Annotated in this window: 22 protein-coding genes; 6 read left to right on the top strand and 16 right to left on the bottom strand. The window is 68.9% G+C overall.

From position 1 onward, the window contains the following. Nucleotides 1–148: 148 nt before the first annotated feature. Nucleotides 149–1,333, top strand: a complete 1,185-nt coding sequence (locus tag AC1DHX_RS06870) for an ADP-ribosylglycohydrolase family protein (RefSeq protein ID WP_476858818.1) — start codon at nucleotides 149–151, stop codon at nucleotides 1,331–1,333. 434 nt (nucleotides 1,334–1,767) lie between these two features. Here the strand turns inward: AC1DHX_RS06870 and AC1DHX_RS06865 are convergent, their stop codons facing one another. Then, complete coding sequence (locus AC1DHX_RS06865) at nucleotides 1,768–2,310, bottom strand: DUF4395 domain-containing protein (protein WP_223916168.1); 543 nt, start codon at nucleotides 2,308–2,310, stop codon at nucleotides 1,768–1,770. 199 nt (nucleotides 2,311–2,509) lie between these two features. Then, nucleotides 2,510–3,526 carry a 3'-5' exonuclease gene (locus AC1DHX_RS06860; RefSeq protein ID WP_476858819.1) on the bottom strand — a complete coding sequence of 339 codons (1,017 nt, stop codon included), beginning with the start codon at nucleotides 3,524–3,526 and terminating at the stop codon, nucleotides 2,510–2,512. A gap of 114 nt (nucleotides 3,527–3,640) precedes the next feature. Between AC1DHX_RS06860 and AC1DHX_RS06855 the strand changes: the two genes are divergently transcribed. Then, nucleotides 3,641–4,408, top strand: coding sequence for a VTT domain-containing protein (locus tag AC1DHX_RS06855; RefSeq protein WP_476849009.1), 768 nt, complete (start codon nucleotides 3,641–3,643; stop codon nucleotides 4,406–4,408). A 127-nt stretch (nucleotides 4,409–4,535) separates the two neighbouring features. Here AC1DHX_RS06855 and rdgB read toward each other — a convergent pair whose 3' ends face one another. From rdgB to murI, 4 genes are read right to left on the bottom strand one after another with little or no spacing between them, the layout of a single operon-like run. Continuing rightward, nucleotides 4,536–5,213 carry an RdgB/HAM1 family non-canonical purine NTP pyrophosphatase gene (gene rdgB / locus AC1DHX_RS06850; RefSeq protein WP_476857506.1) on the bottom strand — a complete coding sequence of 226 codons (678 nt, stop codon included), beginning with the start codon at nucleotides 5,211–5,213 and terminating at the stop codon, nucleotides 4,536–4,538. Next, nucleotides 5,210–5,968, bottom strand: coding sequence for a ribonuclease PH (gene rph, locus AC1DHX_RS06845; RefSeq protein ID WP_028276043.1), 759 nt, complete (start codon nucleotides 5,966–5,968; stop codon nucleotides 5,210–5,212). The genes rdgB and rph overlap by 4 nt, the downstream gene beginning before the upstream one ends. 53 nt (nucleotides 5,969–6,021) lie before the next feature. Beyond that, nucleotides 6,022–6,819 carry an MBL fold metallo-hydrolase gene (locus AC1DHX_RS06840; RefSeq protein ID WP_223915988.1) on the bottom strand — a complete coding sequence of 266 codons (798 nt, stop codon included), beginning with the start codon at nucleotides 6,817–6,819 and terminating at the stop codon, nucleotides 6,022–6,024. Then, nucleotides 6,816–7,832 carry a glutamate racemase gene (gene murI / locus AC1DHX_RS06835; RefSeq protein WP_476899922.1) on the bottom strand — a complete coding sequence of 339 codons (1,017 nt, stop codon included), beginning with the start codon at nucleotides 7,830–7,832 and terminating at the stop codon, nucleotides 6,816–6,818. The genes AC1DHX_RS06840 and murI overlap by 4 nt, the downstream gene beginning before the upstream one ends. A gap of 227 nt (nucleotides 7,833–8,059) precedes the next feature. On the opposite strand from murI, the gene AC1DHX_RS06830 reads away from it, so the two are divergent. Then, entirely contained in the window at nucleotides 8,060–8,827 is a 768-nt protein-coding gene (locus tag AC1DHX_RS06830; protein ID WP_476899921.1) for an EAL domain-containing protein, read from the top strand. Nucleotides 8,828–8,832: 5 nt separating this feature from the next. Here AC1DHX_RS06830 and AC1DHX_RS06825 read toward each other — a convergent pair whose 3' ends face one another. Together AC1DHX_RS06825 and clpS are read right to left on the bottom strand one after the other, a co-directional pair. Next, nucleotides 8,833–9,393, bottom strand: coding sequence for a DUF2017 domain-containing protein (locus tag AC1DHX_RS06825; RefSeq protein ID WP_223915995.1), 561 nt, complete (start codon nucleotides 9,391–9,393; stop codon nucleotides 8,833–8,835). Continuing rightward, the gene (gene clpS, locus AC1DHX_RS06820) at nucleotides 9,386–9,751 is read right to left on the bottom strand and encodes an ATP-dependent Clp protease adapter ClpS (RefSeq protein WP_476899920.1); all 366 of its coding nucleotides are present in this window, start codon (nucleotides 9,749–9,751) and stop codon (nucleotides 9,386–9,388) included. The genes AC1DHX_RS06825 and clpS overlap by 8 nt, the downstream gene beginning before the upstream one ends. A 37-nt stretch (nucleotides 9,752–9,788) precedes the next feature. On the opposite strand from clpS, the gene AC1DHX_RS06815 reads away from it, so the two are divergent. From AC1DHX_RS06815 to AC1DHX_RS06805, 3 genes are all read left to right on the top strand, one after another. Beyond that, on the top strand, nucleotides 9,789–11,117 hold the full coding sequence (locus AC1DHX_RS06815) for a nicotinate phosphoribosyltransferase (protein ID WP_476858822.1): 1,329 nt from the start codon (nucleotides 9,789–9,791) through the stop codon (nucleotides 11,115–11,117). Continuing rightward, the gene (locus AC1DHX_RS06810; protein ID WP_476858823.1) at nucleotides 11,118–11,807 is read left to right on the top strand and encodes an isochorismatase family protein; all 690 of its coding nucleotides are present in this window, start codon (nucleotides 11,118–11,120) and stop codon (nucleotides 11,805–11,807) included. A 75-nt stretch (nucleotides 11,808–11,882) separates the two neighbouring features. Continuing rightward, the gene (locus tag AC1DHX_RS06805) at nucleotides 11,883–12,230 is read left to right on the top strand and encodes a hypothetical protein (protein WP_223915998.1); all 348 of its coding nucleotides are present in this window, start codon (nucleotides 11,883–11,885) and stop codon (nucleotides 12,228–12,230) included. Nucleotides 12,231–12,372: 142 nt separating this feature from the next. On the opposite strand, the gene AC1DHX_RS06800 is transcribed toward AC1DHX_RS06805, so the two are convergent. The 8 genes from AC1DHX_RS06800 to AC1DHX_RS06765 form a co-directional block, all read right to left on the bottom strand. Continuing rightward, the gene (locus AC1DHX_RS06800) at nucleotides 12,373–14,160 is read right to left on the bottom strand and encodes a DEAD/DEAH box helicase (RefSeq protein ID WP_079554437.1); all 1,788 of its coding nucleotides are present in this window, start codon (nucleotides 14,158–14,160) and stop codon (nucleotides 12,373–12,375) included. Nucleotides 14,161–14,373: 213 nt separating this feature from the next. Beyond that, entirely contained in the window at nucleotides 14,374–14,691 is a 318-nt protein-coding gene (locus tag AC1DHX_RS06795; protein ID WP_370122952.1) for a DUF3039 domain-containing protein, read from the bottom strand. A 60-nt stretch (nucleotides 14,692–14,751) separates the two neighbouring features. Next, nucleotides 14,752–15,534, bottom strand: a complete 783-nt coding sequence (gene nagB / locus AC1DHX_RS06790; RefSeq protein WP_230008509.1) for a glucosamine-6-phosphate deaminase — start codon at nucleotides 15,532–15,534, stop codon at nucleotides 14,752–14,754. 59 nt (nucleotides 15,535–15,593) lie between these two features. Further along, nucleotides 15,594–17,165, bottom strand: coding sequence for a transporter (locus AC1DHX_RS06785; RefSeq protein WP_476858824.1), 1,572 nt, complete (start codon nucleotides 17,163–17,165; stop codon nucleotides 15,594–15,596). Then, nucleotides 17,147–17,977, bottom strand: a complete 831-nt coding sequence (locus AC1DHX_RS06780) for an ABC transporter ATP-binding protein (protein WP_476858825.1) — start codon at nucleotides 17,975–17,977, stop codon at nucleotides 17,147–17,149. Before AC1DHX_RS06780 ends, AC1DHX_RS06785 begins: the two co-directional genes overlap by 19 nt. A gap of 137 nt (nucleotides 17,978–18,114) precedes the next feature. Next, complete coding sequence (locus tag AC1DHX_RS06775; RefSeq protein ID WP_230008676.1) at nucleotides 18,115–19,215, bottom strand: NADH:flavin oxidoreductase/NADH oxidase; 1,101 nt, start codon at nucleotides 19,213–19,215, stop codon at nucleotides 18,115–18,117. Next, entirely contained in the window at nucleotides 19,215–20,252 is a 1,038-nt protein-coding gene (locus AC1DHX_RS06770) for a co-chaperone YbbN (protein ID WP_476858826.1), read from the bottom strand. Before AC1DHX_RS06770 ends, AC1DHX_RS06775 begins: the two co-directional genes overlap by 1 nt. A 56-nt stretch (nucleotides 20,253–20,308) precedes the next feature. After that, nucleotides 20,309–22,228 (bottom strand): hypothetical protein, encoded by a 1,920-nt coding sequence (locus AC1DHX_RS06765; protein WP_476858827.1) that lies wholly within the window; start codon nucleotides 22,226–22,228, stop codon nucleotides 20,309–20,311. Nucleotides 22,229–22,297: the final 69 nt, after the last annotated feature.

The following is a 22,297-nucleotide window of genomic DNA, read 5'->3' as shown; positions in this document are numbered from 1 at the left end:
GTTGCCTCGTCTGACCGCTGGACGGGTCCTACCAGCACCCTACCGGCCTTCCGCATCCGCCGCCGCCCGGCCCCCAGGCGGCGGCGCTAAGTCCCCGGCGGGCGCCGGCATTGCGGGGTGCGGTGCAGCGCCGGGTAAATTTGAGGGCATGAGCACCGAGCCCGGGACCAGCCCCGCACCCGCCCCAACACCCGGCCAGCCGCACTCCCCTGCCCACGGCTCGCGCATCCACGGCTGCCTGCTGGGCGGCGCGCTCGGAGATTCGCTGGGCTACGCCGTCGAGTTCGACAGCATTTCCGCCATCCGGGCCCGGTTCGGCCCCGCGGGCCTGCAGGATTTTTCCGCGCTCGACGCCGGCAGCCCGTTTTCGGACGACACGCAAATGACGCTGTACACCGCCGACGGCCTCCTCGAGGCGCTGGAATGGGCCAACGACGGCGTGGCGGCGGACATCAACGCGTGCCTGTGGCTCGCGTACCTGCGCTGGCTGGGCACCCAGGGCGTCGCCGTGCCGGCGTCGGCCCCTTTCCAGCCGCCGCGCTGGATCGATGCCCAGGATGTCCTGAAGAGCCGGCGCTCACCCGGCGACGCGTGCCTGAGCGGACTCGCCACGGGCGAGATGGGTACCGTGAAGCGGCCCGTCAATCCGGATTCGAAGGGCTGCGGCACCGTGATGCGGTCGGCACCCTTCGGCCTGATCCCCCACCTCGGAGCGGAAACGGTCTATAAGCTCAGCGCCGATGCCGCGTCCCTGACGCACGGCCACCCCGCGGCACGGCAGAGCGCCGGAGTTTTCAGCCTTCTCATCCATGCCCTGTCCTCCGGCCACGGGCTGCGCGAAGCGGCGGAATCGGCCCTCGGGCAGCTGCTCGGCGGCATCCTGCGCAAGGGAGAAAATCCGGATCCGGAGGTGGTGGCACGGCTGGAGGCGGCCCTGCGGTTGGCCGGAGACCTGCCCGGCGGAGACGTGCTCAGCCCCGAGGGCCTGGTCGGCGAACTCGGCGAGGGGTGGGTGGCCGAGGAAGCCCTTGCCGTCGCGCTGTACGCCGTGCTGGCCACAGCCCCGGGAACCGGGACAGGAACGGGGACGGCGAACGCCGGCGCTGCCGAGGCCGATCCCGCCCAGGCCGCTGCCCAGGCCCACTTCCGTGCCGCGATCGCGGTGGCGGTGAACCACAGCGGGGACAGCGATTCGACGGCGTCGATCGCCGGGAACATCCTGGGCGCGTTCTACGGCGAGCGGTGCCTGCCGGCAGACTGGCTGGCGGCCCTTCAGGCGCCGGAGGTCATCCGGGGCATGGCCTCGAAGCTGGCCGCCGTCACTGGCTCATAGCTTCGGCGGGCAACTGTCAGCCGGGCCCCTGCACGCCAGGCGTCGAGTCTCCGGCATTTGCGCAGTGCAGCCGGCTCCGCTTGGAAGCAGCGGCCCGGCCTGTCCGCGGGACATGCCCCGTACCTCCCCGCTGCGAAGGACATGTCCATCCCCGGCCGCTGCATCCTCAGGACATGCCCATCTCCGGCGGCGGGGACTGGGCATATTCCCACTTTGTCCACCCGTCAGAGCCTCCGGAGGCCATGTCCGGTCGCCCCCGCTGCGAAGGACATGTCCATCCCCGGCCGCGGCATCCTCAGGACATGCCCATCTCCGGCGGCTAGGACTGGACATATTGCCACTATGTCCACCCGTCCGAGCCTCCCGAGGACATGTCCATCCCTGGCGGCCGCTTCGGCGGAGCCCCGGCGCTCCGGACCTAAGCGCCCCGAATCCTAGGCGCCGCGGAGCGAGATGTTGTTGCAGGCTTCGCAGACGTCCTCGGGGATGAGCCCGCGGCGCTGCAGGAAGCCGAAAATGGTGCAGCCGAGGCAGAACCCGGCGAAGGCCTCAAGGGACGCGGCGGCGATCAGCACGGCGAGCAGCACCCACGCCGCCGGCGCGAGGCCGGCGGCCAGCAGCACCGCCGACGCCGTCGACACGGCAGCGCCGATGCCCTGGGCGAACCGCTTGGGCGGTCCGGGAACGAGACGGGTCCGCCCAAGCCAGGGCGTCAGGACCTTGACCGAGAGCTGGGCCAGGGGCGAGATCCGGGGACCGAACAGCACGCGCAGCCAGAACCCGGCGGCGATGACGGCGAGCCCCCAGCCGAAACCGGTCAGCAGGGTCACGGCGGACAGCGCCACCACCAGGGCTGCGGTGATGCGGGCGGCGTACTCATTCACCGGGTTCGGAAACGCGAACACCCGATGCCAATCAATTCCGCGCGTCGCCGGTGCTGACTTCGCGGGCGCCGACGACGCCGAGTCCGCCGGCATTGACGCCGGCGGCGCTGACTTGGCCGGCGCTGTGGGGGCCTGTGCATCCGTGGGTTTGCTCATCCGCCAAGGCTACGAGCGGGCGCGCAGTGGGAGGAATGATTGTTGCGCCGTGTGACTGCCGGGTCAGGCAGGACCCGGGCAGAAAGGACCCGTCAGCCAGGACCGGATCAGGCAGGACCCGTCAGCCAGGACCGGGTCAGGCAGGTGCGGCAGCCAGATGTCCGCCGACCATCTGGAGGAATTCGCCCTCGGACAGGACCTCGATCCGTTGCCCGCGTTCGTGCAGTTCCAGGACGCGGCGCGCCTTGCCGGTCAACCGGCCGGAGCGCAGGTCCGCGGCCACAAACCCGTCGCCCACCACCAGAACGGTGGTACGGGCCGTCACCCGGCTTTCAGGCCTGGCGCCAAGCTCCGCGGAACGGACCTTTGCTTCGGGGCGGGGAATTGCCAGTTCGCCGGTGAACACCACGGTCTGGCCGAACAGCGGGTGGTCGGGGCTGGCGGCGGCGTTGGGGGCCGGGTTGGGGCCTTCCTCCGGCCAGCCGGCCACGAAGCGCCGGCCCGGGGGCGAGCCGGCGGTTCCCCCCGCGAGCGCCTCCATGGCGGCCACGGTGGCCTTGGACAGCGGGTCGCGCCGGGGGTCGAACGCCGGCTGGTGGGACACCGTCAGGCCGAGGGACAGGTACAGTTCCGCGATGCTTGCTGCCCCGTTGCGGGCCGCGATGTCGATCAGGATGCCGGCACAGGCGCGGGCGTCCTCGGCGGCATCGTGGTGGTTGAGCAGCGGGACCCCGGCCTCCTCGGCGGCGTAGGGCAGGGAATTCGACACCAGGGAGTAGCAGCGCCGGGACAATATCACTGTGCAGACGTAGTCGTAGGCGGGTCCGGACAGCCCGGACACCTCCAGGCCGGAGCGGATCACACCGAGATCGAACCCTGCATTGTGGGCCGCGAGCACGTCGCCGCCGATGAACGCGCCGATCTCCGGGAACAACTCCCCGAACCGCGGCAGTCCAGCCACCTGGTCCGGCCGGATGCCGTGGATCCGGACGTTGTGGGGATCAAATGTGTCATGGTTTTCCGGTGGCCGCATGAGCCAGGAGGCTTCCTCTACGACGACGCCGCCACGGACCTTGCTCAGGCCAACAGCGCACGGTGAACCGCGGAAGCCGTTCGCGGTCTCAAAGTCGATCGCCGTAAAGTCCAAAGTCACGGCCCAACTTTACCGCCCGCGGACGGACCCTCCCGCACCGGACCGGCCCGCGGGGCTCGGCCCCCGGGCCTGCAGCCTGCCGTCAAGTACCCTTAACAGGTGAACGTACTAGCAATGAGCGACCTCGCCGTGTCCGCCCTTGGCGGCGCCGGCCCCGTCCAGCCGCACCTGGCCTCCTTCCTGCCGGACTGGCTCAACCCCCAGGTTTTCCTGGCGAATCCGGCCTTCGCGCCGTGGGTGGTCCTGCTGGTCTGCGGCATCATCTTTGCCGAAACCGGGCTGCTGATCGGATTCTTCCTGCCTGGGGACTCCATGCTGTTCACGGCCGGGCTGCTCGTGGCCACCGGCACCATCCAGGTCAACATCTGGGTCCTGACCGCGCTGATCATCGTCGCCGCGATCATCGGCAACCAGGTGGGCTACCTGATTGGGTCCAAGGCGGGACCTGCCCTGTTCAACAGGCCCAACTCCAAGCTGTTCAAGCGTGAAAACGTGGATAGTGCGCATGCGTTCTTCGAAAAGCACGGCGGCAAGGCCCTGATCCTGGCCCGGTTCGTTCCGATCATCCGCACCTTCGTCCCGGTGATCGTGGGCGTCGCGCAGATGAGCAAACGCAAATTCTTCACCTACAACGTGATCGGCGCGGTGCTGTGGGGCGGCGGCGTCACCCTCCTCGGTTACCTGCTCGGGGACAAGGTCCCGTGGGTCAAGGACAACCTGGACATCATCTTCATCGCCATCGTGCTGGTCTCCGTGATCCCGATCGCCATCGAGGTTGTCCGCGGCACGATCGCCAAGCGCCAGGCCGAGAAGTACGGCACCGACGTCGTGGACGAATTCATCGAAGAGCACGAGCCGGAAGAAGAACGCCGGACCCCGTAGCGCAGCGCCGCAGTAAATGTAGCGCAGCGCCGCAGTAAATGCAGTGCCGCAGTGAACGCAGCAGTTAACAAGGAAGGCGCCCCACCGAGTGGGGCGCCTTCCTTCGTCCTGAGCCTGGCCGGGCCGGCTACTTCCCGGCCAGGGCCTCGACGATGGCCGGCAGGAGCGCCCGGAACGCATGGCCCCGGTGGCTGATGGCGTTCTTCTCCTCGGAACTGAGCTCGGCGCAGCTGCGGTCCAGCCCGTTCGGCTGCAGGACGGGGTCATAGCCGAAGCCACCCTCCCCGCGCGGCTCCCGCAGGAGTGTCCCTTCCAGCTGCCCGTATTCCACGACTTCCCGGCCGCCGTCGGGCGAGGACCCGGGGACCGCCAGCGCTGCCGCGCAGACGAACGCGGCCCCGCGGTACTTGTCCGGCACGTCGGCCAGCTGGGCGAGCAGCAACTGCAGGTTCGCGGCGTCGTCGCCGTGCCGGCCGGACCAGCGGGCCGAGAAAATCCCGGGCGCGCCGCCGAGGACGTCCACAGAAAGCCCGGAGTCGTCGGCGATCGCCACGAGCCCCGTGGCCTCTGCCACCGCCCGGGCCTTGAGCAGCGAGTTTTCGGCGAAGGTTACGCCGGTTTCGGCGACGTCGGGGGCACCGACGGCGCCGGCGTCCACCACCTGCGTGTCGACGTCGAGCCCGGGAACCTGGCCGCGGAGCAGCTCACGGAGTTCCCGGAGCTTGCCTTTGTTGTGGGTGGCGAGGACGAGCCGCGGGCCCGGGCCGTCGGCTTCCGGCCGGTCCGCGACGGGCGTCTCCGTCACGGGGCCTCCGCCAGGGTGTCGCGCTGGATCGCGGCGAGCTGCTCCGTGCCCAGCAGCGCCAGGTCCAGCAGCTTGTTCAGCTCGTCGCGGTCGAACGGTGCGCCCTCGGCGGTGCCCTGGACTTCGACGAACTTGCCGGAGCCTGTCACCACGACGTTCATGTCGGTCTCGGCGCGCACGTCTTCGACGTAGGGCAGGTCGAGCATCGGGACGCCRTCGATGATGCCGACGGACACCGCGGCGATCGTGTCGATCAGGGGCTGGGCGTTGCGGGCGATCATCTTCTTCTCGCGGGCGAACCGGATGGCGTCGGCCAGTGCCACGTAGGCGCCGGTGATCGCCGCGGTGCGGGTGCCGCCGTCGGCCTGCAGGACATCGCAGTCCAGCACGATCGTGATCTCGCCGAGGGCCTTGGTGTCGATGATGGAGCGCAGCGAGCGGCCGATCAGCCGGGAGATCTCGTGGGTGCGGCCGCCGATTTTGCCTTTGACGGACTCACGGTCGGACCGGGTGTTCGTGGCCCGSGGCAGCATSGCGTACTCGGCCGTGACCCAGCCGCGGCCCTCGCCCTTGAGCCAGCGCGGCACGCCTTCGGTCAGCGAAGCCGTGCACAGGACCCGGGTGTTGCCGAACTCGATCAGGGCCGAACCCTCGGCCTGCTTGGACCAGCCGCGCGTGATGCTGATCGGGCGCAGCTGGTCGGGGGTACGGCCGTCGGCGCGGATGACGGGGACACTGGGAGCTTGGGAAGTCATGCCTTTAGCTTATCGACTCACCCGCCCCGGCCCGCACGGGCGGCCAGCGCGCGCTAGACGGTGTAGTGCACACCCGCGACGGCGACGGCCACGTCCTTGCCGAAGATCTCTTTGGCCTCGGCCATGACGGTGGTCGGCGACGTCCAGACGGGAATGTGCGTCAGCAGCAGCCGGCGCGCGCCGGCGGCGACGGCGGCCTCCCCCGCCCGCTTGCCCGTCAGGTGCACGTCCTTGATCCCGTCGTCGCGGCCTTCCTCGAACGCCGCCTCGCACAGGAAAAGGTCGGCGTCGCGAGCGGCGTCCTCCAGGCCCGCGCAGGAATCCGTGTCCCCGGAGTAGCTCAGGACGCGGGTCACGGGCGTGCCGTCCTTGGCGGGCTCGGTGACCTCCACGCGGAGGGCGTAGGCCTCCTCAACGGGGTGGTTCACCGCGTAGGGCGTCACCGTGAACGGGCCGACGCTGACCGGCTTGCGCTCGGACCAGTTGCTGAAATCGAATTCCTCGTGCATGCCCGGATCCAGGTCCAGCCCGTAGGCCGTGGCCATCCGGTCGGCCGTCGCGGCAGGCCCCCACACCGGAATCCTGCCCCGTCCCCAGCCGCCCGGCTTCCAGCGCACGGCAACATGGAGCCCGCACAGGTCCATGCAGTGGTCCGGGTGCAGGTGGGTGAGGAAGATCGCGTCAATGTCCTCCAGGTCCGTGTAGCGCTGGATGGCGCCGAGCGCCCCGCTGCCGAGGTCCAGGACGATCTTCCAGTTCCGCTCGCCGTCGTTGGCGGTCAGCAGATAGCACGACGCCGGCGAGCCCGGCCCCGGGAAGGAGCCGGTACAGCCCACGATGGTCAGCTTCACAGCCGTGGTCCCCCGCCCGCGGATCCGCCGACAAAGTTGGAGATCCGCGGCCGGCCCGCGCCGGCCCGGGCGGCGGCGATCATTTCCGGGGTGATCCGGGCGAGGCTGCCGGTGGGGTACTGCGCCGCGACGTGGTCCACGTGGCGGAMACTGAGGACCTCGGGGCCCAGGAAGCGCCGGGCGAGGTGCTCAAACTGGGCGGCGTCGCCGGTGGCGATGAAATTGTGCTCCGGCGCCGCGGTGTCCGTGCGCTCCAGACCCCGGGAGGCCAAAGCCCGGTAGACGTCCTTGGCCGTCTCCTCGGCGCTGGAAACCAGCGTGACGTCCTCGCCCATAACGAAGGAGATCACGCCGGTGAGCAGCGGGTAGTGGGTGCAGCCGAGCACCACGGTGTCCACCCCGGCGGCAATGAGCGGTGCCAGGTAGTCGCGGGCGACGGGGAGCAGTTCCGGTCCGGTGGTAATCCCGGCCTCCACGTACGGCACGAACGCCGGGCAGGCCACGGACGTGATCTCCAGGTCCGGGGCCGCGGCGAAGGTGTCCTCGTAGGCGCGCGAGCCCACCGTGGCCGAGGTCCCGATCACGCCCACCCGGCCCGTCCGGGTCRCCGCGACGGCACGCCGCACGGCCGGCTGGATCACTTCGATCACGGGGATCCCGTACCGGGCCGTGTACCGTTCGCGGGCGTCACGCAGCACGGCGGCGGACGCGGAGTTGCAGGCGATGGTCAGCAGTTTCACGCCGGAATCCACGAGCTCGTCCATGACGCCGAGGGCGTTGGCCCGGACTTCGGCGATGGGAAGGGGGCCGTAGGGGCCATTCGCAGTGTCACCGACATACAGGATGGATTCGTTGGGCAGCTGGTCGATGATCGAGCGGGCCACCGTGAGGCCGCCGACGCCGGAGTCGAAGACGCCGATGGGGCGCGATGCCAGCCCGGCATTTCCGGCGCTGCCCGCTGCGGTCTCCGCCGCAGCTGGCGCTGCCGGATCCGTATTTGATGCTGAAGTCATGATTATTCGAGGATAGGGCTTCACTACAGGCGCGGCCATCACATTGTGTCCTGCAACTCGTGTCTGATGGGTCACACGGGTTTCCGGCGGATGGGCAACGCGGGGAAGACCCCTGCTCATCGGTGGCAGCCTGCCGCTGTCCCCGCCCTGTATGCTATGGGCGCCGTCGAGATATCGGGGGCGACCGTCGTGCCCCCACGATGGACGAAACAGCGAAAGGACCGCATATGACATGCGACGGCTGCACGACGTCGTCACAGCTCGACTTCGATTTCAGCATGGCCTTCCAACCGATCTATGACGCCGTTGCTGCTCGCGTATGGGGCTACGAGGCACTGGTCAGAGGCTTGTCGGGCGAGGGGGCTTTTCACGTCCTGTCCAGAGTCGCACCTGAGCAAAAGTACCGTTTCGACCAGGACTGCCGCGTCAAGGCAATCGAGCTGGCATCGCGGCTGTTTCCTGCCGGTGAGGGCTTGATTCTCTCCATCAACTTCATGCCGAACGCGGTCTACGAACCGGCTGCGTGCCTTCGTGCGACGCTGCTTGCAGCCAGGCGTTGCAGCTTTCCGACGTCGTCGATCATGTTCGAGTTCACGGAGAATGAGGAGGTTTCCGACACTGCCCACCTCACGAACATCATCACCGAATACCGCAAGCATGGTTTCACCACCGCCATCGACGACTTTGGTGCCGGTCATGCAGGGCTGGGGCTCCTGGTCGATTTCCAGCCAGACCTGATCAAGATCGACATGAAGCTCATCCGAGGAATCGACACCAGCCCGGCCCGCCAGGCTGTCGTTGCTGGCATCGTCGGCATCGCCAGGGAGCTCGACATCACGGTGCTCGCAGAGGGCATCGAGACGGAGGCGGAGTTCCGGATTCTGAAGGACGCCGGCATCCGCTTGTTTCAGGGATACTGGTTCGCAAAGCCGGCATTCGAGGAGCTTCCACCGATACAGTCCGTGCCTGTTTCTGACGCCACCGCTGTCGCTTAGCTGCCCTACCTATCGAGCGAGTGCACCATGGCCTGGACCAGCGACTCCTGCAGCCACGTGGTGAAGTTGTACACCAGGGCCAGGTAGCTTTCGACGTCCTCGGCCTGGGCCCAGTCCTGCATGAGGTGGATGTTGTCGGCGTCGGCATCATCACGGATGTCGAGGCGTTCGGCCAGCACCAGCCGGACATCGTTGAGCGCGGTGGCCCAGTGCCGGGCGTCGTCCGGGGTCAGGACGAGGTTGTCCCGGTCCAGGCTCAGTGCGGCCGCCTTCAGCGCGCCGATCTTGCTTTCGCGCAGCGACCGCTCGGTGTAACGGCGGAACTCCAGGGAGGCGTCGTCGTCGTTCTTCATCACGTTCGGCAACAGCCGCCGCATGGCGCGGTCCGAGGGTTCGCGCGCTTCGGTGTCCAAACCCACCAGGGCCGCCAGCGGGTCCTCGTTGGCGCGCTGCTCCGGCTCCAGCATGGAGATGACGTCATCGAAAAGGCTGCGCAGCAGCTCCCGCTCGGCCGGCTCCAGATGGCCCTTGATGCCCTTGAGCCCGTACTTGAATGCCTTAGCCACGTTTTCCCTTGCCTTTGCCGGAACCGCCGGCGTTGCCGCCGGTGGCCTTTTCCACCGTCGCCCAGAGTCCGTAGCCATGCATCGCGACGGCGTGCTGCTCCACCTGTTCCTTGCTGCCGTGCGCCACGATCGAGCGGCCCTTCTTGTGGACTTCCATCATCAGCTTGTTCGCCTTAGCCTCCGAGTAGCCGAAATAGCTGCGGAACACATAGCTCACATAGCTCATCAGGTTCACGGGATCGTTCCAGATCACAAGGTTCCAGGGGRCGTCCGGGGCGGTCAGGACGTCGCCGGACGTCACTGTTCCGGTCTGGGTACTCTCCCGTGTGTCGGGGCCGAGCGCAACGCTGAGGGTCATCTGTCCATTCTATGGGGATGCACACTAGAGTGAATTTGTGAGTACCTCCGCTGGCTGGGACCGTCCCCGCACGTCCCTGTACACAGACCACTACGAGCTGACCATGCTGCAGGGCGCCCTGCAGTCCGGCGCGGCGCACCGCAAATCGGTCTTCGAGGCCTTCGCCCGGCGGCTCCCGGACGGGCGCCGCTACGGCATCGTGGCAGGCACCGGCCGCCTGCTGGAGGGGATCGCGAACTTCCGCTTCGGCGAGCCGGAACTGGACTACCTTCGCCGGACCAAGGTGGTCAACGACCAGACACTGGATTACCTGGCCGGCTACAGCTTTTCCGGCGACATCTGGGGCTATCCGGAGGGTGAGGCGTACTTCCCGAACTCCCCCGTGCTGATCGTTGAGTCCACGTTCGCCGAGGCCTGCATTCTGGAGACCTACCTGCTCTCCGTGCTCAACCACGACTGCGCCATCGCCTCTGCCGCCTCCCGGATGATCTCCGCGGCCGGGACCCGCCCGTGCATCGAAATGGGATCGCGCCGGACGCACGAGGAATCGGCGGCCGCCGCTGCCCGGGCCGCTGTCATTGCCGGGTTCGACAGCACCTCGAACCTGGAGGCCGGATTGCGCTACGGGCTGAAGACGGTGGGCACGGCCGCCCATTCCTTCACGCTCCTCCATGACACCGAGCGGGAGGCCTTCGAGGCCCAGATTGCCGCCTTTGGGCCGGACACCTCCCTGCTGGTGGACACGTACGACGTCGAAACGGCCGTCCGCACCGCCGTCGATCTCGCCGGGGACAAGCTGGGCGCTGTCCGGCTGGACTCGGGCGACCTCGTGGCCCAGGCCCAGTGGGTGCGCCGGCTGCTCGACGAGCTCGGCAATGACCACACCAAGATCGTGGTGACCTCAGACCTCGACGAATTCGCCATCGCGGCGCTGGCGTCCGCGCCGGTGGACTCCTACGGCGTGGGCACCTCGCTCGTGACCGGGTCCGGGGCCCCGACGGCGAGCATGGTCTACAAGCTCGTCAGCCGCACCGACGACGCCGGCGATTTCATCTCCGTCGCCAAGGCCGCCAAGAACAAGGCCAGCAAGGGCGGCCGGAAGTACGCGCTGCGCAAGCTCAACGAGCGCGGGACCGCCACGGCCGAAATCGTCGGCGTCGGCCATCACCCGGAGGACGACGGCAACGACCGTCCGCTGCTGCAGCAGTTCGTCAAGAACGGCGAGCTCCTCCCCGGGTGGACGGGCCCGGAGGGGGTCCAGCGCGCGCGCCGGCGCCACGCGGAAACCATGCGGGAGCTTCCCGCGGTGGTCAACCGGCTCCAGCGCGGCGAGGCGGCCATCCCCACCATCTACGAGGAGGACTGAATGTCCCGCGCCCTGATCATCGTTGATGTCCAAAACGATTTCTGTGAGGGAGGTGCCCTGGCCGTCCCCGGCGGGGCAAGCCTGGCCGGGGAAATCAGCGAGTACGTTGACGCCCACCACGGCCAGTTTGACCACGTCGTGGCCACCCAGGACTGGCACATCGATCCGGGTGAGCACTTCTCGGAGAAACCCGATCTCGTGGACAGCTGGCCGCGGCACTGCGTGGCGGGCACCCGCGGGGCCGAGCTGCATCCTGATCTTGATCCCGAACACATCCAGGCGTACTTCCGCAAGGGCCAGTTCGCCGCGGCGTACTCCGGCTTCGAAGGGCTGCTGGCCCCCGAGGACGAAATCCCCACCGGTGACCGCCAGCCCGGCGCCATGCCCGTTACCGGCGCCGGAGGCTCCGGAGACTCCGAAGACTCCGACAACACAGTGAGTTCCTTCGCCGGCAGTGATTTCGCCGCTGGCGAGGACGCGATCGGGCTGGACGACTGGCTGCAGAGCCACGACGTCGAGGACATCGTGGTGGTGGGCATCGCCACGGACTACTGCGTCAAAGCGACCGCCCTGGATGCCGTCCAGGCCGGCTACTCCGTCACGGTGCTGCGCGGCCTGACGGTCGGCATTGCCGAAGACCTGGACGATGCCGTGGCCGAGATGGAGCTCGGCGGCGTCGATGTCCTCTGAGCCAGTAGACTCGAAATCCTTGCCCCATCGCCAGTCTTGCCATATTGACAGACCCGTAGAACCCCGGAGTAAACCATGAAGAAGACCCTGACCGTCCTGATTGCCGCCGGAGCGCTGCTCGGCGCGGCCGGCTGCTCTGCCACGCCGCAGCTGACCAACGAGGAAACCTGCGCCCGGGTCAAGACCGTGGTCTCCGCCCAGTCGGCCACATCGGACAAGACCGGCATGACCCGGGTCGCCAACCAGCTGCGGCCCATCAAGGCGGCGGCATCCGAGGACCTCCGGGCCCCGCTGCAGACCATCATCGAATACTTCGACGAATCGGCCAAGCCCTCCCCGGACACCGCCAAGCTCGAGGACATGAAGGCCGACTACACCGCGGCAGGCCAGACCTACGGCCAGGTCTGCGGCGCCGGCCAGTAGCCGAAGCAAAGTTCACAGCAGAGTAAACAGCAGAGGGACCAGTTCACAGTGAACTGGTCCCTCTGCTGTTGCCCGGCGCCTATTGGCCTGAGCCCATAACCCCCGGGCCCATGACCCGGCGCCCATAACCGCCTGCGCGGGGCTACTTCCGGCCGATGAACCAGTCCTGGAGCTTGCGCAGACGGGTCTGCAGCTGTTCCTCGTTGGCCTGGGCGACGGCCGGGCCGCCGCAGACGGTCCGGAGCTTGGTGTGGATGACGCCGTGCGGGGTCCCGGTGCGGGCCGACCAGGCCGCGACGTTTTTGGCCAGCTCGGTGCGCAGGTCCATGAGCATCCGGTGGTCCGGCACGGCCGGGGCCGCAGCCGCGGCTGCCTCAGTCTGCGGGGAGCGCCTGTTCTTCCGGTTCAGCTGCTCGTGCTGGCGCTGGCGCAACAGCGTGCCGACCTGTTCAGCGTCCAGCAGTCCCGGGATCCCGAGGAAGTCGAGCTCATCCTCCGAGCCCACCTCGCCGCCGGTGCCRAATTCGCCGCCGTCGAAGAGCACCCGGTCAAAGGACGCCTGGGAGTCGAGGGCCTCGAACTTGCCCTTCATCAGGGAATCGGAAGCCTTCTCCTCGCGGTTCGCCTCGTCCATGAGCGAATCCTCGGGATTGAAGAGGCCGTCGCTGTCTTCCTTCTCCGGGCGGTCCAGGGCGTGGTCGCGCTCGGCCTCCATCGAGTTGGCCAGGGCCATCAGCTGCGGCACCGAGGGCAGAAATACCGACGCCGTCTCGCCGCGCTTGCGGGCACGCACGAAGCGCCCCACGGCCTGGGCGAAGAACAGCGGGGTGGAGGTCGAGGTGGCGTAGACGCCGACGGACAGCCGCGGAACGTCGACGCCTTCGGAGACCATCCGGACGGCCACCATCCAGCGCTTCTCGCTGGCGGTGAATTCCTCGATCTTGCTGGAGGCCTTGGCGTCGTCGGAGAGGATGACGGTGGGCGATTCGCCGGTGATCTTCTTCAGCTGGCCGGCATACGCGCGGGCGTCCTCGTGGTCGGTGGCAATGACCAGGCCGCCGGCATCCGGGACGCTGCGCCGGACCTCGCTGAGACGTTTGTCCGCGCCGGCCAGGACGGCGGGGATCCATTCGCCGGCCGGGTTCAGCGCGGTGCGCCAGGCCTGGGATGTGATGTCCTTCGTGACGGCCGACTCCCCGAGCGAGGCGGCCATCTCGTCCCCCGCGCTGGTGCGCCAGCGCATTTGGCCGGAGTACGCCATGAACATCACCGGGCGGACCACGTGGTCGCGCAGGGCCTTGCCGTAGCCGTAGGTGTAGTCGGCCTTGGAGCGCCGGATCCCGTCCCGGTCCTCGGCGTACTCCACGAACGGGATGGGCGAGGTGTCCGAGCGGAACGGGGTGCCCGTCAGGGAGAGCCGCCGGGCCGCCGGGTCGAACGCCTCACGGAGGCCGTCACCCCAGGACAGGGCCTCGCCGCCGTGGTGGATTTCGTCCAGGATCACCAGCGTGCGGGCGGCTTCGGTCTTGGCCCGGTGCAGCATGGGCTTGCTGGCCACCTGGGCATAGGTCACGGCGACGCCGATGAACCCGCGGCCGTGCTGGCCGTCGGCATTCTTGAAGTTCGGGTCGATCGCGATGCCCACCCGGGCAGCGGCGTCGGCCCACTGGCGCTTGAGGTGGTCGGTGGGCGCCACGATGGTCACGCGGTTGACCACCCCGGAATCGATGAGCATGGACGCCACGCGCAGGGCGAAGGTGGTCTTACCCGCGCCGGGGGTTGCGACGGCGAGGAAATCCTTGGGGTGGGTGCTGAAGTAGCTGTCCAGCGCCTCCTGCTGCCAGGCGCGCAGCTTGGGGGCGGTGCCCCAGGCGGCCCGCTCGGGATAGGCGGGGGGAAGCGTGGGTCCGCCGAAAAGTGTCTCCGTCATTAAGGCGCCCTCCATCCGCGCATGGCTGCAGCCGACGGAGAAACCCAATTAAGCACAAAAACACCAATCTTTTTGGATGGACCGTAAGGCAGTACCTGGACAGCATGGACCGGCAATCAGGAAAGCAGAAAATCAGGGGCGCGACGACGCGCCGCCATAGGGAAGCACCGTCAGAAGACGGCTAACGGAACCTGTTGGTTCCGTTGATTGCCCTTACTTGTCGCCGGAGCCCTTGCCGCCGTCGTTTCCGGGGCGCAGGCCCTCGTAGACTTCCTTGCATTCGGGGCAGACGGGGAACTTCTGCGGATCCCGGCCCGGAGTCCAGACCTTGCCGCAGAGCGCGATCACCGGTTCACCGGTCAGCGCGGATTCCATGATCTTTTCCTTGCGCACGTAGTGCGAGAAGCGCTCCCGGTCACCGGGCTCAACTTCCTGGCGCAGTTCCTCGCGCTCGATCGTGGCCGTTGACGTCCCGGCTCCGGAGAGCTCGCGCATCGGATCGTTTTCGAGAGGATCGGTCATGCTAGTCATGACACCCATCTTAGCCGTTGGAAGGGCGCTGCCGGACCTGCGGGGAGCCGGCGGCGGGGCCTAGAGGCCCTGCCAGGCGGGTTTGTGGTCGTAGCTGTGGCGGTAGTAATCCGCCAGCCGCAGCGACGACGCCGCCGCCTCGTCCAGGAGGATGGTGGCGTGCGGGTGCAACTGCAGCACGGAGGCCGCACAGATGGCGGCGACGGGGCCCTCCGCGAGGTCCCGGACGGCCTGGGCTTTTTGCGCACCGGTGGCGATCAGGATCACGTGGCGGGCATCCAGGATGGTGCCCAGGCCTTGGGTCAGGACGTGGTGCGGCACGTCGGCCAGGCTGCCGAAAAACCGTGCGTTGTCCCGGCGTGTCTGCTCGATCAGGGTCTTGATCCGCGTCCGGGACGCCAGCGACGAGCCCGGTTCGTTGAACCCGATGTGGCCGTCCGTTCCGACGCCGAGGAGCTGAAGGTCCACTCCCCCGGCGTCGCGGATGGCGTCTTCATAGGCCCGGCAGGCCGCGGGGATGTCCGCCGCCGCGCCGTCGGGCACGTGGACGTTGGCCGGACTGATGTTCACCCGTGCGGTGAATTCGCGGGCGATCACCTCGCGGTAGGACTCCGGGTGGCCGGCCGGCAGCCCCACGTACTCGTCCAGGGCGAAGGCGCGGACCCGGCTGAAATCCAGTCCGGCGCGCTCGTGCCGCGCCGCCAGTTCGACATACACCGGCAGGGGCGTGGAACCGGTCGCCAGGCCCAGGACGGCGTCGGGCTTGCGGCGGAGAAGGGCTTCCACCGCATCCGCGGCAAGCGACGCGATCCGTTTGCTGCCGGGAAGGATGACAACTTCCATGATCCTGCCTTTACTGGCCTACCTGGTGTCCGAGTCTGCGCACTCCCAGCATGCACCCGTCAGCGGTTGACGGCCAGTTGTGCCAGCAGCTCCGGCGCCCGCCGGTCCAGCCATGCGCCGCCGGTCCGGACACCGACGGCGAAGAGCGTGAGACCGAGCACGGGTCCGAGGGCCAGCGTGATCCAGCCCGGCATGGAGCTGCCGGTGATGAACTGCGCGGCCACGAGCGCCGCCTCGGGCGCCACGAGGACCAGCAGCACGGCCATGCCGCCGAACTGCACGGCGAGGGTCTGGGCCACGTTGCCCGGCGGCTTCTTGAAAGGGCTGTCCCCCGGGAGCGGGACGCTCACGGTGTAGCGCGCCGAGATCACCGAGGCCAGGCCCAGGCCGGTGAAGAGGACGCCGAGGCTGAGGCCCAGGACCGCGGGCAGCTTGTCCCAGTCGCCGGTGAAGAAGAACGGCCCGACACTGAAGAGGACCGCCACCGGCAGCGCGAAGCTCAGGCACGCCAGCGCACGGCCGAGCCGGTCGTCGGCSCCGCGCACMCCSGTKGCCACGTGCAGGGCGAASGCGGTGCTGTCRTAGGAGACRTCCGTGGAGATCGACCACGCCAGGAGGAAGGCCGTCAGCGGCCCGACGAACTGGAACGGGCCGTAAAACCCGCTCTGGCTGCCCTGGAAGAGGAACAGCACCGGCAGGAGCGGAACGACCACGAGCGCGCCGGCGTAGCGGGGATCGCGCAGCCAGTAGTACAGGGACCTCGCGGCGACGGCGGCGGCAGGCGTCGCCGGGAGCAGCCCGAACAGGCCCGTGCCGCCGGTCCGCCGCTTGGATGTCCCGGCATAGGGCGGGGTCACCAGGGCGCGCTGCAGCAGGAGCTTCCACGCCAGGGCCAGGCCCGCCAGGGTGGCCACGGCGATGAGGAATTTCACGGCCGCGGCCGCGTAGCTGCCGGCAGCCAACTCGCCGCCGAGCGAGAAGGCCGCCCCGGCCGGCGTCCAGGACAAGGCCCGGGCCAGGCCGGTCAGGAAATCGCCGGACCCGGCGATTCCCCTCGCGATGCCCGCCACAATGGGCCCCGTGAGCACGAGCGGGATGAGGAAGGCGACGGAGCTGATGTCCTTGAAGCGCCGGGAGCTTGCCAGTCCGGCCGTGGCCGTGGTCACGACCTTGGACAGAACGATGCAGCTCAGCACGCCCAGCACGGCACCGACGAGGGCGCCGGCTGCGGCCGGCAGGCTGCGGGACCAGGTGCCCACCGTGGCGAGCGCAACGAGTGAGGTTGCGAGACCCGGTATGCCGATCAGGCCGCCGAGCGCCAGCCCGGCCAGCAGCTTCGGCATGGGCACGGCAAAGGTGGTGAACCGGGCAGGGTCCAGCGTCATGTCCGCGGCGGAGACAGCGACGGGAATGATGGCCCAGCCCAGCAGCGCCGTGGCGCCGCCCAGGACCACCACGGTCTGGGCGAGTTCAATCTCCACCCCGCGCAGGACGAACAGCCCGGCAACGCAAACAGCCACGATTCCCAGGGCATACAGGGCGCCGATCCCGAGGCCCACCAGCTGCCACGGGCTGCGCCGGACGCTGTTGCGCAGCAGGGTCAGCTTGAGCCTCAGAAGGTGCGCAACCATTCCAGCCCTTCCGCGTGGTTCCGGCCGCCCACGAGCTGCACGAAGCGGTCCTCGAGGCTGGCGCCGGCGCGGACTTCCTCCACAGTCCCGGCGGCGAGGACCCGGCCGCCCGCGACGACGGCGACGTGGTCGCACATGCGCTGGACCAGGTCCATGACGTGGCTGGAGACGATGACCGTTCCGCCCGAGGAAACGTAGCGGTCCAGGATGTCGCGGATGTTCGCCGCGGAGATCGGGTCCACCGATTCGAACGGCTCGTCGAGGACCAGSAGMCGYGGGGCGTGGATCAGCGCCGAGGCCAGCGCGATCTTCTTGGTCATGCCGGCGGAGTAGTCCACCACCAGTGTGCCGGCGTCATTGGCCAGGTCCAGGGCAGCGAGCAGTTCCGCCACCCGCGACGCCACCATCTCCCGGTCCATCCCGCGCAGCAGGCCGGCGTAGGTGACCAGCTGCTCACCGCTGAGGCGGTCGAACAGCCGGACGCCGTCGGGCAGGATGCCCATCAGCTTCTTGGCCTCCAGCGGATGCTGCCAGACGTCGACGCCGTGGACCAGCGCTGTGCCGAAGTCGGGGCGCAGCAGGCCGGTCGCCATGGACAAGGTGGTGGTCTTGCCGGCCCCGTTGGGCCCGACCACACCGTAGAAGGAGCCGGCCGGAACGTCCAGGCTGATGCCGTCGACGGCGATTTTGTCGCCGAAGCGCTTGGCGAGGCCGAGCAGGGACAGGGCAGGCACCTGCAGGACAGCCGCCGGCGGCGAAGTCGGACCGGGCGGGGCTGGCTGTCCCTGCTGGCCAGGGGGTTGGAATGTCATGACGCCAGACTAACCGCCGGACGGCGCGAAAAGGATAGTCCGCAAGGCGTACGTTTTCACTCGCGGGAACCGCGCAGCTGTTTCTGGAATAAATGCCGGTTCTGGAATGAATGCCGGTTCTGGAATGGATGCCGGTTCTAGAACGAATGCCGGGGCATGGCGCGCTCGTACTGCGGCGGCCACGCGAGGTCATGGCCGAGCTCAAACGCGGCCCGCAGCCACCAGTGCGGATCCCGCAGGGCGGCACGGGCGATGAACACGCCGTCCGCCTGGCCGGTGGCCACCGCGTGCTCGGCCTGCCCGGCGGACGTCAGGAGTCCCACCGTGCCGGTCCTGACCCCGGTTTCGCGCCGGATCCGTGCGGAGAACCCGGTCTGGTAGCCRGGGCCTACGGGAATCTGCTGGTGGGCCACGGCCCCGCCGCTGGAAACGTCCACCAGGTCCACTCCGCGCTCGGCGGCGGCCGCGGCCATCCGGACCGAGGCGTCGGCCTCGATCCCGCCCGGCGCCCAGTCCGAGGCCGAGATCCGCAGCAGCAGGGGCATGGAGTCCGGGATGACCGCGCGGACGGCGTCCACCACGGCAAGCGTCAATCGGTTCCGGCCCGCCTCGTCCCCGCCCCAGCGGTCCGTGCGGTCGTTGACCAGCGGGCTTTGGAACTGGTGCAGCAGGTAGCCGTGCGCGCCATGGATTTCGATCGTGTCGAACCCGGCATCGACGGCCCGCACGGCGGACGCGGCGAAATCGGCGATCACGCCGTCGATCTGCGCTTCCGTCATGGCCGACGGCGGCGCGTAGCCGTCGAATGCGCCGGTGCCAGGACCCACGGTGTCCCAGCCGCCCTCGGACGCCGGCACGCTGCCCACCTTGCCGGAGAACGGCCAGTAGGAGGACGCTTTCCGGCCGGCGTGCGCCAGCTGGGTGCCGATCTTGGTCTCCGCGGTGCCGTGGCGGTGCACGAAGGCGGTGATGCGTTCCCAAGCCGCGGCCTGGTCGTCGTTGTAGAGTCCGGCGTCGCGGGGGCTGATCCTGCCCGCGGCGTTGACGGCGTTGGCCTCGGTGAGGACCAGGGCCGCTCCCCCGGTGGCAAAGGAGCCCAGATGCATCAGGTGCCAGTCTGTGGGCACGCCCTCGCCCGTTTCGGGGTCGCAGCTGTACTGGCACATCGGGGACACCCAGCCACGGTGCTGCAGCCGCAGTGACCTTAGATCCAGCGGCGCAAAGAGTGCCGATCCCACTAGAACAGCACCCGGGCCAGCCCCTGGCGGGCCTTGGCGACGCGCTCGTCGCCGGTGCCGACGACGTCGAAGAGTTCAAGCAGCCGGACCCGGGCGGTCTCCCGTTCCGGGCCGAAGTTGCGGCCAATGAACGTCACGATCCGGCCAAGGCCGTCCTCGATGTGGCCGCCGGCGATATCCAGGTCCGCAACCCCGAGCTGGGCCTCGAGGTTGTCCGGTTCGTCGGCCGCGAGCCGGCGCAGGGCATCTGCCTCGGGCCCGGAGAGGGCCTGCAGGCGATCCATCAGTTCCACCTGCGCCAGGCCGGCCTTGGCCTCCGCGTCGGCGGGCATCTCGTTCAGGGCCTGCCGGTAGGCGGCGGCCGCGGCCGCGTAGTCGCCGGCCTCGATCGCATCGAACGCCGCCTGGTGCAGCGGCGGCAGCGGCGGCGCCTCCGGTTCCGCGCCAACCGGGCCGCCGGCGCCGATCCGTCCGGTCACGCCGTTGGTGGCCGCGACCTTGAGAAGTTCATCGAACAGGCTGCGTACCTGCTGTTCGTCCGCGCCTCCCTGGAAGAGCGGCACGGGCTGGCCTTTGACCACCGCGACGGCGGTCGGCACGGCCTGCACCTGGAAAGCCTGGGCAAGTTCCGGGAACACATCGATGTCCGCGGCCCCGAGGACCAGCCGGCCGTCGTAGCTCTCGACGATGCCTTCGAGGACGTCCACCAGCTGGCCGGAGCCTGGCGAATAGGAGGCCCAGAGGGCGATCACCACAGGCACCTGGGCCGAGAGGTCCACGAGCTCCTGGAAGTTGCCCTCGGTCACATCCACGCGCAACGGCCGGCCTGTGTGGTCGGCCGGGCCGGATGCCGGGGCCGCCGGGGCACCGGCAGAATCGGCGGACCCCGCCGGGCCGGGGGCTGCGGCGCCGGGACGGGCAGGTCCCGGAGAACTCGGTGCCGGCCGCTGTTTCAGGGCGGAGAGATCGACGGCGCCGCGCAGGTTCAGCGGGCTGGCGGCAACTGGCGGGACCGGGCGGGAAGCTGGCGTAGTCATAGCTCCACTCTAGCCATTGAAGTCCCGCCCGGCGCCACCATGCCCGCCGGCGAAGGCTACTTGAAGGACGCCCCGACCAGGCCGCGGGTGGCGGCCACGAGCTTCATCGGGTCCGTGGAACCGGCCGGCGGAACATAGACAGCCACGGACTCTGCGAAGTCCAGCACCATGCCGGTGCTGGTCTCCTTGCCGCCGGCCAGGGCGGCCGCGTCGTCGCCGATGGTGAGCTTGTCCCCGTCAGCCTTCGGAGTGCCGTCGAACGAGAAGTTCAGCCGTCCCAGGACCAAGGCCCCGCCGTCAGCGGTTCGGAACACGACAGTGTTGTCCGCGGCCGCCTTGTGCGTGAAGGCGAAGGTGCCGTTGACGCCTGATTTGACGACGTCGGCCTGGTAGGCGAGGGTGTCCGCGATGTACGGGGAGGACTGGCCTTCTACGAGCTTGTCCTTGAAGGTGGAGTCGGCCTTGGTCAGGCGGTCACCGAGCCCGGCGAGGGCTTCGTCGCCGCTGTACGCGAGCCCGGTCTTGTCCGCGGGCGCCAGCGTCTCCGTACCGGCCCGGCCGATCCCCGGGAAGGTGGCACCCGGCTGCAGCGGGGTGCTGCTGACCAGCTTGTAGTTATCCCGCGGGGAGTCCTGGGTCAAGGTCAGCAGCTGCGGGACGACGTTGCCCTCGCCCTGCGTCACGGCCATGACCGAGCGCGGCCAGCTGCGCTTGTTAGTGACCACGGTGGTCAGCAGCTTGGTGGAGCGGACAGGCATGCGGGCCTCGTAGGAACCGACCTGCGAGCGGATCTTGTAGTTCTGTGTGCGCACCTGGAGTTCGGACTTGGCCACCCGCGGCGCCAGCTTGGCGGCGTCCTTGGCAGCGTCTCCTGCATCGACGGCACCGGCAACCTGTTCCAGGACGCGGCGGAACTGCGCGTCCAGCAGCACCGGCGCATCGCCGGTCTGGCCCTCACTGCCCGGGGTCGCGGCGTCGGAGGCCGGGGCACCGGAGGCGGGAGCACTGGAGGCCGGGGCACCGGAGGCCGGGGCACTGGGCGACGGCGCGGGCGTCTGGCTTGCCTGGGCGGCCACTGACGTTCCGGCGACGGCGGCGGCGGTCAGCACTGCCACCACGATGCCGGAACGGCGCACCGTGCCGGAGCCCTTCTTCTGGCCGGCCGCTGCTTTCTCCGGCGCTGTTTTTTCCGGGCCTGTTTTCTCCGGCGTGGCCGGCTGCGGTGCAGTCTCGGGTGCGGGTGTGCCGGGTGCGGCAGGATCCTGGGTGCTTTCCGTCGAGCCGTTGTCCCCGCGGCGTGCCGCTGCCTTGGCCTGCGCGCGGCGGGCGAACGTGCTGCCGCCGCCGGTGCCGCCCCCGGTGCGGTTGCCTGACTTCGGCTTGAGGACCAGCAGCGCCCCGCCGGCGATGATCAGCAGGCCGCCGAGCACCATGAGCGGAATAGCCCAGGGCGTGGAGGTGTCGTTCGGGAAAGTCATCGTGATGGAGCCCGGGGCGGTCTTGGTGCCGTCCGCGGCGAGGAGCAGCGACCAGTCGCCGTCGGCCGGCGCGTTCCACGAGTAGTCCATTTCGCCGGTGGCGTTCTCGGTGGTGACCCAAAGATCCGATCCGGCGGGCGACGGCGCGGTAGCTTCGCCGTCGGTATGCGTCAGCTGCAGCGCCTTGCCGTCCTCGGAGACGCCGGCGACGGTATTGTGGGCCGTCTTACCCACCCAGGCGTCGACGTCGTCCGGGCGTCCCGCGGCCAGCAGGAAGGCCCCTTCACCCTTGACCGTGATCTTCACGGTCCCGGGGTGCAGAGTCTTCAGCTTCTGGTCGAAGACGGTCAGCGGCGCGGCGGTGCCGGTCGGAGCGGTGGCCGTAATCGTCTCCGGGGGAGCCCAGAACGTCTTCTGGCCAATCCCGGCCAGGAGTGTCAGGAGGCCAAGCAGCACCAGGGCGACTGCAGTCTTGAAACGCAAAATACTACCTATCATCAGCGGACAGTTAGCTTCAATAGTAACCATTTTGTTACCCGCGAGTCAGATCGGGGACCCGGACGGCCC

Source organism: Arthrobacter sp. 05N33_2 (genome assembly GCF_056397425.1).
This window is presented reverse-complemented; position numbering and strand designations above follow the sequence as displayed.

What these genes read in the sequence shown, in the direction of transcription:
- AC1DHX_RS06870 (WP_476858818.1), top strand. Translation starts at nt 149, where the DNA reads ATGAGCACCGAGCCCGGGACCAGCCCCGCACCCGCCCCAACACCCGGC.
- AC1DHX_RS06865 (WP_223916168.1), bottom strand. Translation starts at nt 2,310, where the DNA reads ATGCCGGCGGACTCGGCGTCGTCGGCGCCCGCGAAGTCAGCACCGGCG.
- AC1DHX_RS06855 (WP_476849009.1), top strand. Translation starts at nt 3,641, where the DNA reads ATGAGCGACCTCGCCGTGTCCGCCCTTGGCGGCGCCGGCCCCGTCCAG.
- AC1DHX_RS06830 (WP_476899921.1), top strand. Translation starts at nt 8,060, where the DNA reads ATGACATGCGACGGCTGCACGACGTCGTCACAGCTCGACTTCGATTTC.
- AC1DHX_RS06810 (WP_476858823.1), top strand. Translation starts at nt 11,118, where the DNA reads ATGTCCCGCGCCCTGATCATCGTTGATGTCCAAAACGATTTCTGTGAG.
- AC1DHX_RS06805 (WP_223915998.1), top strand. Translation starts at nt 11,883, where the DNA reads ATGAAGAAGACCCTGACCGTCCTGATTGCCGCCGGAGCGCTGCTCGGC.
- AC1DHX_RS06795 (WP_370122952.1), bottom strand. Translation starts at nt 14,691, where the DNA reads ATGACTAGCATGACCGATCCTCTCGAAAACGATCCGATGCGCGAGCTC.
- nagB (WP_230008509.1), bottom strand. Translation starts at nt 15,534, where the DNA reads ATGGAAGTTGTCATCCTTCCCGGCAGCAAACGGATCGCGTCGCTTGCC.
- AC1DHX_RS06770 (WP_476858826.1), bottom strand. Translation starts at nt 20,252, where the DNA reads ATGACTACGCCAGCTTCCCGCCCGGTCCCGCCAGTTGCCGCCAGCCCG.
- AC1DHX_RS06765 (WP_476858827.1), bottom strand. Translation starts at nt 22,228, where the DNA reads ATGATAGGTAGTATTTTGCGTTTCAAGACTGCAGTCGCCCTGGTGCTG.